The following is a 13,721-nucleotide window of genomic DNA, read 5'->3' on the forward strand; positions in this document are numbered from 1 at the left end:
CTTCCTCAGGCCTCGCCGAGCACCTCGCGGACGAAGCCGGTGGTCTTCGCGCGCAGCGTCGCGATCCGCTCGGCCTTCGCCGCCTCGACGTCGAACCCGACGTAGGCGACCGACGGGCGGGTGCGGACGTTGACCGAGCACTCGAAGTTCGCGCAGATCAGCGTGCCGAGGGTGTCGCCGGCCCGGCCGGCCGGTCCGGCCTTCTTCGCACCGAAGAACACGACGTCGTTGGGCAGGCGGATGTCGCGGCACCACGAGCACTGCGCCCTCGAGCGCGGGTTCGCGTCGGCCTGCCGGAGGACGACGCCGACGAGCCGCTCCTCGAGCGGAACGACGACGTAGGCACGGCGGCCGATCTTTCGGTCGCGCCAGCCGAGGTGGTCGATCGCCTCCCAGTCGAGAGTGTCGAAGCCGGTGGGCAGCGAGAGGTCCGAGACCTCCTTGCGGGAGGCGTTCACGAAGGAGTCGCGGATGGTCTGGTCGGTCAGGGGGAGCATGGGAGCACCGTTCGATGGGGCCCGACGACGCGGGCGGATCCGGAAGTGTGAAGGCACGACGGAAGAGACCGACCCCGGGGGCCGGGTTCCGAAGGCGCCGCTGCCCGGTCGTCCGAGGACGGACCGGGAGCGGCTGCTACCTGACGACGGCGGTGCGACCGCCGACGACCTCCTGGATGCTCATTCCTCCAGAGTACGCGTTCAGCCCAGGTGGGCGACGGCCTCCTGGGGAGCCTGCGCGAGGAACTCCTCCTTCTTGATGCGGATCATCGAGAACGCGATGACGGAGGCCAGCACCAGGCCGACCGCGGCCGCGACGAACACCGCGGAGTAGCCGTCGACGAACTCGACGGGCGAGCCCTGCTCCCCCGCGACTCCGGCGTAGATCGTGGTGAAGATCGAGAGGCCGATCGAGCCGCCGATCTGCATCGCGGCGTTCGCGGTCGCTCCGGCGGCGCCGGCGTCGTGCGCGGCGACTCCGGTCAGTGCCACGTTCTGCACGGGCACGAAGATCATGGCCATGCCGACGCCGAGCAGGATCAGCGCGGGGAGGACCTGGACGAGGTAGGAGCCGTCGGGGGTGATGCGGCTGAGGTAGACGAGGCCGGCGGCGGCGATCAGCGGGCCGACGATCATCAGGACGCGGGGGCCGACGCTCGGGAGCAGCTTCGTGGCGATCCCGGCGACGATCATGATCGTGACGGTCATCGAGAGGTTGGCGAGGCCGGCCTCGAGCGGTGCGAGACCCAGCACCAGCTGCAGGTGCAGCGTGAGGTAGAGGGTCGAGCCGATCATGACGCTGCCGACGATCGCCTGGATGAGGAACGCGCCTCCGCGGACCCGGTCGGCGACGATGCGCAGCGGCAGCAGGGGGTGGTCGGAGCGCGCCTGGATGCGGACGAAGACCGCGAGCAGCACGACGCCGGCGACGAGGAAGCCGAGGGTGTCGATGCGCAGCCAGCCCTGCTCGGCGAGGGTGAAGCCGTAGACGACGCTGGCGAGACCGAGCGCGACGGTGATCGTGCCGGCGATGTCGAAGCGGTTGCGGCCCTCGGCGCGGCTCTCGGTCACGAGCAGCGCACCGGCGACGACGCCGACGATCACGACGGGGACGTTGACCAGGAGGCACCAGCGCCAGTCGGCGAACTCGGTGAGCAGGCCGCCGAGGACGAGGCCGACCGCGGCGCCGGCTCCGGCGACCGAGCCGAACACGGCGAACGCGGTGTTGCGCTCGCGTCCGCCGGGGAAGGACACGGTCAGGAGGGCCAGGGCGGCGGGGGCGAGGAGCGCGGCGAACGCGCCCTGGAGGCCGCGCGCGGCGATGAGCTCGGTGCCGGAGGAGGCGACGCCGCCCCAGGCGCTCGCGGCGCCGAAGCCGATCATGCCGATGAGGTAGGTGCGCTTGCGCCCGGTGTAGTCGGCGATGCGGCCGCCGATGAGCAGGAGGGCGCCGAAGGCGAGCGCGTACGCCGTGACGACCCACTGGCGCTCGACGTCGGTGAGACCGAGGTCGGCCTGCGCGGCGGGCAGGGCGATCGTGACGATGGTGCCGTCGAGGACGACGACGAGCTGGGTCATCGCGAGGATCACGAGGACCCACCAGCGGCGGGAGGAGGAGGGCGCGGGCATTGCAGAGCCTTTCGAAGCGGAGGGAGCGGGACCGGCGGGTCCGGATCCGAGCCGCATCGTTGAGACTGAACCACCCCAACTGGTTGGTTGGGCGTTGACGAGTGTACTGTTCGAGCGCCCGGAGGTGTAAGCGTGGATCAGACGAACATCGAGAAGACATCCGCGCGCGAGCGGATCCTGCACGCCGCGACCGCCGAGTTCGCGGCGCACGGGTTCGCGGGGGCGAGGGTCGACCGGGTCGCCGCCTCCGCCGGCCTCAACAAGGAGCGGCTCTACGCCTACTACGGCGGCAAGCGGGGATTGTTCGTCTCGACAGTGGTCGAGGCCCTGAAGGCGCTGGACGACACCCTGCTCGCCGAGGCGGCCGATCTGCCCGACCTCGCCGGGCGGATGTTCGACCACGTCTGGGAGCACCCGGAGTTCCTCCGCCTGCTCACCTGGGCGCGCCTCGAGGGCTCCGGCTTCTGGGAGGAGGCGGGCGAGCGCCTGGGCGGCATCCCCGCCCCCGAGGCGCGGGTTCTCGAGTGGCAGCGCTCCGGAGTCGTGGACGCGAGCTGGGCGCCCGACGACCTGTTCATCGCGCTGCTCGGCCTGTGCGAGATCTGGCACCTGACGCCGTTCGCCGAGCGCGGCGGCGAGGGCACCCGCGACCGGCGGCGCGCCTTCGTGGTGCACGTCGCGGGAGTGGTTGGCAAGCCGCCCGCGATGCGAGGGTGACGAAAAATTCCAGGCGCAGGTAGTTGCGTTGATGAGAGGCGATCTCTCGCAGCGATCACAAATCCTTCGGCTGGCTATTCGAGATAATATCAATTACCGGAGAACTGAAGTTTTTAGAGACAATGTAACGCGACATAGTCTGATCGGCTTCATCTTTTATCAGCAGCGCTGAATAAGACAATCCAAGCGATAGTATTATCACTGCCGGGATCGCAAAGAGAGCCCAATCAACCCCTGTCTCGAACGAGACACGCGTAGCAATCGCCGAAACCGCGAACACGAGCGGTACGGCAATACTCTCCCTAAATTCCGCCTCTGCAAGGCTTCGATCCAGTTTATCGAATGCATCTCGGTGATTCATCAACAAGTAGTCTGCGAAGCGCGCGCTCGTTTCAACAGCATCGTTTGCCAACTCAGACGATTTAGTTAGAAGCCATTCCCACCGCTCAGCGTTATCGACGTCATCGAGCGCAGGGCGGTAGTTTTGGGTGCTGATCTCGGCAGCCCTCTCCAACACTAGTTCTTCGCGCGCCTCATCCGAGAACCGGCTTCGCTCCTGCTCCTCAAGCACGGGAAAGCTCTTCAACACCTCCCTGGCCTTTACTCCACGGTTCTGAGCCTTTGTGAGCTCTAATGTGACAAATCGCGTCAGGTCAGTCATCGCCGCCGAGTCATCGCCCGAATACACTTTCCGCACGAGCGGAGTGAGCACAAGAGGTCGCAGACCGATTCCGACTAGGTAGGCTACGAAGGAAAGTGCGACGAGAAAAACTGGCGCCGATATCCATTCCGCTAGCGATGCTAAGTCGCTGAGAAACGACTCTTCGGGCGGACTTCGGAGGAATGCCGACGTCGCGGTCCAAAGAACAGCCATCCAGAGAAATCCGACAGCCAGCGGAACCCGCAGTTCTCTGATCCCAGGAAGCAATGCGGCGAACATATCTCCCCAGTCGATTTAGAGTGCTTGACGTACTGATCCTCAAGGATCGTTTTGAACTCTCCATCACGATTCCCTGAAGGAGCCTATACAGTTCACCCCCGTCGTGCACCCGGTGACGCTACTGGGCACTCCGCTGTGTTCAGCTCGCGGAGGTCAGCCGCTCCAGGTAGCCGGCGAAGGCGCGGAGGTCCGGTTCGGGCCAGGAGCTGAGCGCCTCCTGCATCCGGCGGCGCTGGAGGCCGCCGAGGTCGGCCATCCGCGCTCGACCCTCCGCAGTGAGCGCGAGGAAGCGCGCCCGCCCGTCGGCCGGGTCGGCGGTCATCTCGACCAGGCCCAGCCGGCAGAGCTGGCGGGCCTGGCGACTGATCGCGCTGCGGTCCACCCCCAGCTGGTCGGCCGCGGCGCTGGAGTGGACCGGTCCGCAGCGCTCGAGCATCCGGAGGAGCCGGAGCCCGAACGGCGGCAGGGACGGATCGATCGCCGCCGCCGCGTCGCGGACCGCTGCCCGCACCTGGACGGCGAGCGCCGTGATCTGCTCCTCGACCTCGAGCAGGGCGCTGGTCGGAGCGGGCGCGGTCGGCGTCATCAGCGTCGCTCGACCACGTCGATCGAGCCGGTCGGCCTGGGCTGAGCCGCGGACGCCGCGTGACGGGCGTGCGCCACGTGGCGCGCCTCCGAGTGCGTCGCCTGGTCGGTGGCCTGCGACTGGCCGACGGGACGCAGTCCCGCCTGTCCATCGGAGGCGCCGATCAGCGCGTCCTCGGCGGCCTCGACAGGAGTCGCCTTCAACTGCACGGCGTTCTTCGTGCCGAGGTCGACATTCGGCAGCAGGGCCACCGCAATCAGGGTGACGATCGCCAGCGGGATGCTGAACAGGAAGACGTCGCCGACGCCGATCCCGTAGGCGCCCTCGACCACGACGCGCACGGCGTCGGGCAGGGTCGAGACCTGCGGGATGGTGCCGCTGCCGAGCGCCTGCGCGGCCGCGGCCTGGTCGGCCGGGGCGAGTCCCGCGATACCGCTGGCGGTGCGATCGGCGATGACGGTGCCGAGGATCGAGCCGAGGACCGAGACGCCGATGGTTCCGCCCAGGCTGCGGAAGAAGGTGACCGCGCTGGTCGCGACTCCGAGGTTCTTGACCTCGATCGAGTTCTGCACCACGAGCACCAGGTTCTGCATGAGCATGCCCAGGCCGGCGCCGAGGACCGCCATCGAGATGCCGACGTACACGAAGCTCGTGTCGTAGCGCAGCTGGCTCAGGAGGGCCGTGCCGATGATCGAGAAGGAGGCGCCGGTGATCATGATCGCCTTCCACTTGCCGGTGCGCGAGATGATGCCGCCGAAGATCGTCGAGGCGATCAGCAGGCCCGCCATCAGCGGGATCGTCAGCAGGCCCGACTGGGTGGGCGTCGCACCGCGCGAGAGCTGCATGTACTGCGCGAGGAACACGGCGGTGCCGAAGAGCGAGACGCCGACCGAGATGCTCGCGACGACGGCGAGGCTGAAGGTGCGGTTCTTGAACATGCCCATCGGGATGATCGGCTCGGCGACGGTGAGCTCGGTGATGACGGCCGCGACGAGCAGGACGACGGATCCGCCGACCATGACCGCGGTCTCCCACGAGGCCCACTCGAAGTTCTTGCCGGCGAGCGACACCCAGATCAGCAGCAGCGAGACGCCGCCGGCGATGAGCACGGCGCCGAGGTAGTCGATCCTCACCGTGCGCTTGGGGTGCGCGGGGAGTCGGAGGGTCACCTGCAGCAGGATGATCGCCACGATCGCGACGGGGAGCGCGATGAAGAAGTTCCAGCGCCAGCCGAACGCGTCGGTGACGACGCCGCCGAGGAGCGGGCCGCCGACCGTGCCGATCGCCATCACTCCGCCGAAGAGGCCGGCGTACTTGCCGCGCTCACGGGGGCTGATGATGTCGGCCATGATGATCTGGCTCAGCGCCGCGAGTCCGCCGGCGCCGAGGCCCTGGAAGACGCGGAACACGATGAGCATGTTCGTGTCCTGCGAGAAGCCGGCGGCCGCGGATCCGATCACGAAGATCGCGAGGGCGAGCTGGATGAGCAGCTTGCGATTGAAGAGGTCGGCGAACTTGCCCCAGAGCGGAGTCGAGACCGTGGTCGCGAGCAGCGTCGCGGTGACGACCCAGGTGTAGGCGTTCTGGTCGCCCTTGAGGTCCGAGATGATCAGCGGCAGCGAGGTCGACACGACCGTGCCCGCGAGGATCGAGACGAACATCCCCAGCAGCAGTCCGCTGAGGGATTCGAGCACCTGGCGGTGCGACATGGCCCCGTCGGGGCCGGCGGGGGTGCGCTCCACAGTGGCGGCGCGTTCTGGGCGGGACATTCTGCTCCTCGTGACGATGCGGTCCGCACCGGCCGGCTCTGGATGACCGGCGTGCACTGGTTGACCTGCGTCAACTATTGACCGAGAGCAACTATATAGCCCGGCTCGCCTGTTTGGCGAGGGGTGCGCGAAGTCAGTGCGTCGTGCTGCGGCGGCGGAGCAGCACGACCGCCACGACGACGGCGATCAGCAGCACGACGACTGAGGCGATCCCGAGCGGAGACCCGGCCGCGGCGCCGATGACGGCCCAGAGCACGGCGAAGCCGACGGTCGCGTAGATCAGCGCCCAGGCCGCGCAGCCGGGCAGCATCGCGAGCAGGTAGACGAGGAAGCGCATCCGCGAGGCCCCCGCCGCGGCGTTGAGCACCGTCTGGAACCCCACGGTGAGGAAGCTGAGCGTGACGGCCGGGGCGCCGTAGCGCGCGAGAAGCGCCGAGGCCCGCCGCATCGCCGGCGACTCCAGCCAGCGGCCCCCGCGGCGGGAGGCGGCGCCGGTCACGATCGCGCGCGCCGCCCAGTACGTCGCCTGCGCGCGGAGGAAGACGATGACGAACAGCGCCGCCAGCAGCTCCACGAAGCCCAGCTCGTCGAGGAACGCGGGCACGCGGCTCCCTCCGGCTCGGTCGGCTGTCTGAGGCAAGGCTACCCTTCCCTCCGAGCGTCGCCCGCTCGCTCACAGCATGCTGGTCGAGTAGCCCCGCAGGGGCGTATCGAGACCCACCAGCGTCAGACGAGCGGTCTGCAGACCTCGCCTTCTGACGGAGGTGGATCTCGATACGGCCGCTCCGCGGCCTACTCGATCAGCGAGGAGGGGGATTCCGCTCAGGAGGTCGCTTCTCCTGGGCGACCCACCAGCGTCAGGCGGGCAGTCCGCACAGACCTCGCCAGCCAGTCAGCCCGCTGGTCGAGTAGCCCCGCAGGGGCGTATCGAGACCCACCAGCGTCAGACGAGCGGTCTGCACACCTCGGCTTCTGACGGAGGTGGATCTCGATACGGCCGCTCCGCGGCCTACTCGATCAGCGAGGAGGGACCCCGCTCAGGAGGTCGCTTCTCCTGGGCGACCCACCAGCGTCAGGCGAGGAGTCCGCACAGACCTCGCCAGCCTCCCCATGCTGGTCGAGTAGCCCCACAGGGGCGTATCGAGACCCACCAGCGTCAGACGAGCGGTCTGCACACCTCGCCTTCTGACGGAGGTGGATCTCGATACGGCCGCTCCGCGGCCTACTCGATCAGCGAGCAAGGCGTCCGCCGACCCTCCCCGCCTATCCTCGAGCCATGGACAACATCGATCGGAAGATCCTCGATCTGCTGCGCCTGAACGCCCGCGCGGGCTACGGCGACATCGGCGGGGTGGTCGGTCTGTCCGCCTCCGCCGTGAAGCGCCGCGTCGACCGCCTCGTGGCAGACGGCGTGATCCGCGGCTTCACGATCAAGGTCGACCCGGCGGTCGACGGCATGAGCACCGAGGCGTACGTCGAGCTGTTCTGCCGGGGCACCGTCGCGCCCGACGAGCTGCGCCGCATCCTCTCGGCCGTGCCAGAGGTCGTCTACGCCGGAACGGTCACCGGCTCGGCCGATGCGATCGTGCACATCCGCTCGCGCGACATCCCGAGCCTCGAGCTCGCGCTCGAGAAGGTGCGCATCGCCCCCAACGTCGACCACACCCGCTCGGCGATCGTGCTGTCGCGGCTCGTCCAACGCGGGGAGTCGTGACGCCCTAGTGCGAGCGCCCCGCGACCACGTCGGCGAGGCTCGCGAGCGGTGACGTCGTCGGCCGGCCCCGCTCCTCCGCCCGGTCGGCGAGGCCGTACGCGGTGTAGAGCGTCTTCACGGCCAGCCAGCGCAGCGGCTCGGGCTCCCACCGGCGGACGCGGTGGTCGACCCAGGGCAGCTCCGTGAGCGGCGTCCGCTCCCCCGGGCCGAGCTCCTGCAGAACCAGGTCCCGGAGGGTCCGCCCCGCCAGGTTGGTCGCCGTCACACCGGTGCCGACGAACCCGCCCGCCCAGCCGAGGCCGGTGGCGCGGTCGAGTCCGACCGTCGCGTGCCAGTCGCGCGGCACGCCGAGCACCCCCGACCAGACGTGCTCGATGCCGACTCCGCGCAGCACCGGGAAGAAGCGCTCGAGGATCTCGCGCAGCATCCCGACCGTGCGCGGATCGGTCGCACCGTCGTCGTCGATCCCCGAGCCGAAGCGGTAGGGCACTCCGCGCCCGCCGATGGCGATGCGGTCGTCGGCGGTGCGCTGCGCGTACATGTAGGCGTGCGCGAAGTCGCCGAGCGTCTCGCGACCCGCCCAGCCGAGCTCGCCCCAGACCTCCGCGCCGAGGGGCTCCGTCGCGACCAGCGACGAGTTCATCGGCAGCCACTCCCGCTCGTGGCCGGCCAGCCGGGCGGTGAACCCCTCCGTCGCGCGCAGCACGAACCGGGCGCGCACGCTCCCCCGCGCGGTGACCGCCACCCCGGCCCGGATCTCGTCGACCCGGGTGTCCTCGTAGATCTCGACCCCGAGCGCCTCGACCGCGCGGGCGAGCCCTGCTGCGAGCTTCGCCGGGTGGATGCGCGCGCAGTGCGGGTGCCACATGCCGGCGGAGGTGCCGCTCACCGCGATCCGCGCCGACGCCTCCCGCGCGTCGAGCAGCTCGACGTCGGTGTGCGCCCGGGCGCGGGCCGCCGCCACCGTCGCCTCGAGGCGGGCCTTCTGCGCGTCGCCGCGGGCGACCTGGAACTCGCCGCCCTTCACGATGTCGGCATCGATCCCCTCGGCGAGCGCCACGGCGATCACCTCGTCGACCGTCTCGTTCACCGCGAGCTGGAAGCGGTCGACCGTCTCGGGACCGTGGCTGCGAGCGTAGGAGGAGACGCCTCCGGTGATCTCGTTGGTCAGCCAGCCGCCGTTCCGGCCGGAGGCGCCGAAGCCCGCGAAGCGCTGCTCGAGGATCGCGACGCGCAGCTCGGGCGCCGCCCTCTTCAGGTAGTACGCCGTCCAGAGGCCGGTGTAGCCGGCGCCGACGATGCAGACGTCGACGTCGATCGACTCGGGGAGCGACGGACGCGGCTCCGGTCGCCCGAGGGAGGACCACCAGAACGAGACGTCGCCGTTCGTGAGCTCCGTCACTGCCCCGCCTTCGCCTTGATCTCGTCGAAGATCGCGATGACGTCCTGCGTCGCGCTCGTCATCTGGCTGTAGACGAGCTTCGACATCCGCTCGTCGTCGATGAAGATCAGATCGGGACGCTCCACTCCCGCCGCGGTCGCCGCCTCCTCGATGCCCTCGACGCCGGTGTTGTAGCCGATGTAGGCCAGCTCCTTCAGCGACGCGTCGGGCTCGAGCACGTAGTCGATGAAGGCGTAGGAGGCGTCCTCGTTCTCGGCGCCCTCGACGATGGCCCAGTTGTCCTGCCAGAGGTTCGCGCCCTCCGACGGCCAGACGAAGCGGTAGCGCTCGGGGTCGGGGTTGCTCAGGATGCCGAGGCGCGCATCGCCGTTCCAGGCGTGCATCAGTGTGCGCGCCGACGCGCTGACCGACTGGCTCGAGTACGACTCGAAGGCCTGCACGTGCTGGGCGATGTTGTCGAGGTAGTAGCTGCGGAACGCGGCGAGGTCGTCGGGGTCGGTGGTGTTCGGATCGATCCCGTTCGCGAAGAAGTAGGTGTACGAGACCTCGCCCTGGTCCTCCATCAGCGAGAAGCTGCCCGAGGCCTCGTTCTGCGCGGCGTCGAGGAAGTCGGCCCACGAGGTCAGCTCGCGGGTGATGACGCTGGTGTCGTAGACGTAGCCGGTCGAGCCCCAGTCCTTGCAGACGCTGTATTTATTGCCCGGGTCGAAGGGGGTGTCGACGACCGCGGAACTGAGGTTGGCGAAGTTCGGGATGCGCGAGAGGTCGAGCTCCTTGATCAGCCCGGCCGAGCCCATCTCGGCCACGTACGAGTGCGTCGGCACGCAGATGTCGTAGCCGCTGGTGCCGCGGGCCGTGCCGAGCTTCGCGGCGAGCTCGGAGTTGGAGCTGTACGAGTCGACGATCACCGACGGGCCCTGCGCGGCCGTGAAGTCGGTCAGCGTCGCCGGATCGTCGTACTCGCCCCAGGTGTAGATGCTGAGGCTGCCGCCTCCGGAGTCGCCACCGCCACCGGACGGGCTCGCGCACGCCGCGAGACCGAGGGTCGCGGCCGCGACCGAGCCGCCGAGGAAGGTGCGCCGCGCGAGACGGGACTCGAGGGCGGAGGGGACGAGCGCGCGCAGGGGTCGTGAGGAGGACATCGCTTCTCTTCTCGGTAGGCGGTGCGGGGAGGTGCGGGAATCAGGCGCGGTGCACGATCTCGCCGCCGACGATCGTCGCGCTGACCCGGGCCAGCCCGATCTCGCTCATCGGCCGCTCGAACGGGTCGCGGTCGAGCACGACGACATCGGCCGCGAGCCCGGGCGCGAGGGTGCCGGAGGCGTCCTCGTCGTGGTTGAGGTACGCGGTGCCGGCGGTGTGCGCGGCCAGCGCATCGGCGAGCGAGAGGGCCTGCTCGCCGAGGAACGGACGGCGGAAGCTCCCGTCGGCGGAGACGTTGGCGCGGTTGACCGCCGTGTGCACGATCTCGAGCGGGTCGGCGGTGCTGACCGGCCAGTCGCTCCCGGAGGCGAGGGCGGCACCCGCGCGCGACAGCGACCCGAACGGGTACTGCCGCCGCGCGCGCTGCGCCCCGAGGAAGGGGATCGTCAGCTCGTCCATCTGGCGCTCGTGCCGCGCCCACAGCGGCTGCATGTTGGCCACGACGCCGAGCTCGGCGAAGCGCGGCACGTCGTCGGGGTGGATCACCTGGATGTGCGCGAGCGTGTGCCGCAGGTCGGAGTCTCCGTTGGCGGCGCGCGCGGCGGCGATCGCGTCGAGCGCCTCCCGCACGGCCCGGTCGCCGAGCGCGTGGTAGTGGATCTGGAAGCCGAGCGCGTCCAACCGGATCGAGATCTCCTGCAGCGACGTCGGGTCGACGAAGCTCTTGCCCGCGTTGTGGGTCGGGCAGCCGCACTCGTCGAGGTAGGGCTCGAGCATCCCGGCCGTGAAGTTCTCGGCGACGCCGTCCTGCATGATCTTGACGCTCGTCGCGCGGAACCCCGCGGCCGCCGCCCGCTCGCGCTTGGCGACCAGCTCGTCGATCTGCTCGATCCCGCGCCCGCGGTCCCACCACAGCGCGCCGACGACGCGGGCCTTCAGCGCCCCGGAGGCGGTGAGCCGCAGGTAGGAGTCGAGCGTGTCCGGCACGTCGTTGGTCGCTCCGACGATCGCGTCCTGCCAGCCGGTGACGCCCCAGGCGAAGAGGCGCTCCTGCGCGACCAGCATGGCGTCGTCGAGGTCGTCCTCGGTGGGGAGCTCGATGTGCCGCGCGACGATCTGCATCGCCCCCTCCTGCAGCGTGCCGAGCGCGTGCCCGTCGCCGTCGCGCTCGATGCGGCCGTCGGAGGGGTCGGGAGTGGAGTCGTCGATCCCGCCGATCGCGAGCGCCCGCGAGTTCACCCAGGCGCCGTGGCCGTCGCGGTTGGGGAAGTACGCCGGGCGATCGGGCACGATCTCGTCGAGCTCGGCCGCGGTCGCCAGTCCGCCGGGGAACGAGTCCATCGACCAGCCACCGCCGACGATCCACTCGAGGTCGGGATTCGCCGCCGAGTACGCGGCGATCGCCCCGCGGTACTCCTCGCGCGTCGTGTAGGGCGTGAGGTCGCACGAGAGGATGTCGAGGCCCGCGTGGTGCGGGTGCACGTGGCTGTCCTGGAAGCCGGGCAGCACGAGCCCGCCCGCGGCGTCGAGCGTCTCGACGCCCTCCGGAGCCTCGCCGCCGATCGCGGCGATCAGGCCGTCGACGAGCAGCACCGGCTCCTCGACGACGCCGGCCGGGGTGAGCACGTGCCCGCCGGTGATCAGGAGGGAGGTCATGAGGTCGTCCTCTCGGAGGTGCTGTAGACACGGGTCCCGCCGACGAAGGTCTCGAGCACGCGGGTCTCGCCGATCTCGAGCGGGTCGTGCGCGAAGGGGTCGCGGTCGAGCACCGCGAAGTCCGCGTCCTTGCCGACCTCGATCGAGCCGCTCACCGCCTCCGCGCCGTTCACCCAGGCCGAGCCGGCGGTGTACGCGGTGAGGGCCGTCGCGAGGTCGATCCGCTGCTCCGGGAGGAACACGTCGTAGTTCCCGGCCGCCCCGCGCTCCGAGGGGGCCGAGAGCCGGTTCACGGCGACGTGCATCGCCGCGAGCGGGTCCGGGGTCGACACCGACCAGTCGCTGCCCGCCGCGAGCACCGCGCCCGAGCGCTGCAGGTCGCCGAACGGGTACTGCCACGCCGCGCGCTCCTCGCCGAGGAAAGGCAGGGTCAGCTCGACCATCTGCGGCTCGAGCGCCGCCCACAGCATCTGCAGGTTCGCCGCGACGCCGAGCCGCCGGAACCGCGGCACGTCCTCGGGGTGCACGACCTGCAGGTGCGCGAGGTGGTGGCGATTGCCGCTGGGGCCGTTCGCGGCGATCGCGTGCTCGACAGCGTCGAGGCACTCGCGCACCGCGCGGTCGCCGATCGCGTGGAAGTGCACCTGGAAGCCCGCCGCGTCCAGCAGCGGCACGGCCTCGTTCAGCACCGCCGGGTCGACCATCGAGAGCCCGTCGTTGTGCGTGTGCGCCCCGTGGCCGTCCAGGTAGGGGTCGAGCATCGCCGCGGTGAAGTTCTCGGCGACGCCGTCCTGCATGATCTTGATGCTCGTCGCGGCGAAGCGGCCCGCCGTCCACTGCTCGCGCTTCTCGATCAGCTCCGGGATCTGCTCGACGCCGCGCGCACGGTCCCACCAGATCGCGCCGCGGACCCGCGCGGTCAGCTCCCCCGCCTCCGCCGCCCGCACGTACGCCGGGCCCGGGTCGCCGACGTCGCCGTAGGAGCCGATGATCGCGTCCTGCCAGCCGGTCACCCCGTGCGAGTGCAGGTAGCGCTGCCCGAGCAGCAGCGCCTGGCGCATCTGCTCGTCGGTCGAGGCGGGCAGGAGGCGCCGCACCGCCTCCATCGCCCCCTCGTGCAGGGTGCCGGACGGAGTGCCGTCGGGGAGCCGCTCGATGCGCCCGTCGGCGGGATCGGGGGTGTCGCGGTCGATACCGGCGAGTCGCAGGGCGGCGGAGTTGACCCACGCGCCGTGCCCGTCGGCGTTGGTCAGGAAGGCGGGGCGGTCGGCCACGACCGCGTCGAGCGCCGCCGCGGTCGGGGTGCCGCCGGGGAACGCCGACATGCTCCAGCCGCCGCCGAGGATCCACTCCTCGTCGGTGTTCCGCGCCGAGTAGTCCGCGATCGTCGCGAGGTAGTCGCCCGATGTCGCTCCGTCGCCGACCCAGCAGCGCATCATGTCGAACCCGCCCCAGACCGGGTGCACGTGCGCGTCCTGGAAGCCGGGGACGAGCATCCGCCCGCCGAGGTCGACCACCTCGGTGCGCCGGCCGATCCAGTCGGAGGCGTCGTGTCCGACGGCCGCGATCCTCCCCCCGACGACGGCGACCGCGCTCGCGCGGCTGCGCACCGCGTCGGCGGTGAAGACGGGGCCTCCGGAGAGGACGAGGTCGGCGTGGGGCATGGCG

Annotated in this window: 12 protein-coding genes; 2 read left to right on the plus strand and 10 right to left on the minus strand. The window is 70.3% G+C overall.

Going from position 1 to position 13,721, the window contains the following annotated elements; all coding sequences use genetic code 11:
* Nucleotides 1–5: 5 nt before the first annotated feature.
* Together GRS96_RS17505 and GRS96_RS17510 are read right to left on the minus strand one after the other, a co-directional pair.
* Nucleotides 6–497 (minus strand): FBP domain-containing protein, encoded by a 492-nt coding sequence (locus GRS96_RS17505; protein WP_159852700.1) that lies wholly within the window; start codon nucleotides 495–497, stop codon nucleotides 6–8.
* A gap of 201 nt (nucleotides 498–698) precedes the next feature.
* Nucleotides 699–2,126 (minus strand): MFS transporter, encoded by a 1,428-nt coding sequence (locus GRS96_RS17510; protein ID WP_159989074.1) that lies wholly within the window; start codon nucleotides 2,124–2,126, stop codon nucleotides 699–701.
* Nucleotides 2,127–2,258: 132 nt separating this feature from the next.
* On the opposite strand from GRS96_RS17510, the gene GRS96_RS17515 reads away from it, so the two are divergent.
* Nucleotides 2,259–2,843, plus strand: coding sequence for a TetR family transcriptional regulator (locus GRS96_RS17515; protein WP_159989075.1), 585 nt, complete (start codon nucleotides 2,259–2,261; stop codon nucleotides 2,841–2,843).
* A gap of 55 nt (nucleotides 2,844–2,898) precedes the next feature.
* Here GRS96_RS17515 and GRS96_RS17520 read toward each other — a convergent pair whose 3' ends face one another.
* The 4 genes from GRS96_RS17520 to GRS96_RS17535 form a co-directional block, all read right to left on the minus strand.
* A complete protein-coding gene (locus GRS96_RS17520; protein WP_159989076.1) occupies nucleotides 2,899–3,504 on the minus strand; it encodes a hypothetical protein in 606 nt (201 codons plus the stop codon).
* A 418-nt stretch (nucleotides 3,505–3,922) separates the two neighbouring features.
* Nucleotides 3,923–4,369: a MarR family winged helix-turn-helix transcriptional regulator gene (locus GRS96_RS17525; protein WP_159989077.1), complete on the minus strand. Its 447-nt coding sequence runs from the start codon at nucleotides 4,367–4,369 to the stop codon at nucleotides 3,923–3,925.
* Nucleotides 4,369–6,138 carry an MDR family MFS transporter gene (locus GRS96_RS17530; RefSeq protein ID WP_442966626.1) on the minus strand — a complete coding sequence of 590 codons (1,770 nt, stop codon included), beginning with the start codon at nucleotides 6,136–6,138 and terminating at the stop codon, nucleotides 4,369–4,371. The genes GRS96_RS17525 and GRS96_RS17530 overlap by 1 nt, the downstream gene beginning before the upstream one ends.
* Before the next feature lie 133 nt (nucleotides 6,139–6,271).
* A complete protein-coding gene (locus GRS96_RS17535) occupies nucleotides 6,272–6,742 on the minus strand; it encodes a DedA family protein (RefSeq protein WP_159852708.1) in 471 nt (156 codons plus the stop codon).
* Nucleotides 6,743–7,414: 672 nt separating this feature from the next.
* On the opposite strand from GRS96_RS17535, the gene GRS96_RS17540 reads away from it, so the two are divergent.
* The gene (locus GRS96_RS17540; RefSeq protein ID WP_056037720.1) at nucleotides 7,415–7,852 is read left to right on the plus strand and encodes an Lrp/AsnC family transcriptional regulator; all 438 of its coding nucleotides are present in this window, start codon (nucleotides 7,415–7,417) and stop codon (nucleotides 7,850–7,852) included.
* 4 nt (nucleotides 7,853–7,856) lie between these two features.
* Here the strand turns inward: GRS96_RS17540 and GRS96_RS17545 are convergent, their stop codons facing one another.
* From GRS96_RS17545 to GRS96_RS17560, 4 genes are read right to left on the minus strand one after another with little or no spacing between them, the layout of a single operon-like run.
* On the minus strand, nucleotides 7,857–9,254 hold the full coding sequence (locus GRS96_RS17545) for an NAD(P)/FAD-dependent oxidoreductase (protein ID WP_159989078.1): 1,398 nt from the start codon (nucleotides 9,252–9,254) through the stop codon (nucleotides 7,857–7,859).
* Nucleotides 9,251–10,396, minus strand: a complete 1,146-nt coding sequence (locus tag GRS96_RS17550; RefSeq protein ID WP_159989079.1) for an ABC transporter substrate-binding protein — start codon at nucleotides 10,394–10,396, stop codon at nucleotides 9,251–9,253. The genes GRS96_RS17545 and GRS96_RS17550 overlap by 4 nt, the downstream gene beginning before the upstream one ends.
* A gap of 40 nt (nucleotides 10,397–10,436) precedes the next feature.
* Entirely contained in the window at nucleotides 10,437–12,053 is a 1,617-nt protein-coding gene (locus GRS96_RS17555) for an amidohydrolase (RefSeq protein ID WP_159989080.1), read from the minus strand.
* Nucleotides 12,050–13,717 carry an amidohydrolase gene (locus GRS96_RS17560; protein WP_159989081.1) on the minus strand — a complete coding sequence of 556 codons (1,668 nt, stop codon included), beginning with the start codon at nucleotides 13,715–13,717 and terminating at the stop codon, nucleotides 12,050–12,052. The genes GRS96_RS17555 and GRS96_RS17560 overlap by 4 nt, the downstream gene beginning before the upstream one ends.
* Nucleotides 13,718–13,721 lie beyond the last annotated feature (4 nt).

Origin of the sequence: Rathayibacter sp. VKM Ac-2803 (assembly GCF_009807175.1) — a bacterium.
Classification (GTDB): Bacteria; Actinomycetota; Actinomycetes; order Actinomycetales; family Microbacteriaceae; genus Rathayibacter.

Bases quoted from the DNA above. Each gene is read 5' to 3' on its own strand.
- GRS96_RS17510 (WP_159989074.1), bottom strand. From the start codon at position 2,126: ATGCCCGCGCCCTCCTCCTCCCGCCGCTGGTGGGTCCTCGTGATCCTC.
- GRS96_RS17530 (WP_442966626.1), bottom strand. From the start codon at position 6,138: ATGTCCCGCCCAGAACGCGCCGCCACTGTGGAGCGCACCCCCGCCGGC.
- GRS96_RS17550 (WP_159989079.1), bottom strand. From the start codon at position 10,396: ATGTCCTCCTCACGACCCCTGCGCGCGCTCGTCCCCTCCGCCCTCGAG.
- GRS96_RS17555 (WP_159989080.1), bottom strand. From the start codon at position 12,053: ATGACCTCCCTCCTGATCACCGGCGGGCACGTGCTCACCCCGGCCGGC.
- GRS96_RS17525 (WP_159989077.1), bottom strand. From the start codon at position 4,369: ATGACGCCGACCGCGCCCGCTCCGACCAGCGCCCTGCTCGAGGTCGAG.
- GRS96_RS17540 (WP_056037720.1), top strand. From the start codon at position 7,415: ATGGACAACATCGATCGGAAGATCCTCGATCTGCTGCGCCTGAACGCC.
- GRS96_RS17560 (WP_159989081.1), bottom strand. From the start codon at position 13,717: ATGCCCCACGCCGACCTCGTCCTCTCCGGAGGCCCCGTCTTCACCGCC.
- GRS96_RS17520 (WP_159989076.1), bottom strand. From the start codon at position 3,504: ATGACTGACCTGACGCGATTTGTCACATTAGAGCTCACAAAGGCTCAG.
- GRS96_RS17505 (WP_159852700.1), bottom strand. From the start codon at position 497: ATGCTCCCCCTGACCGACCAGACCATCCGCGACTCCTTCGTGAACGCC.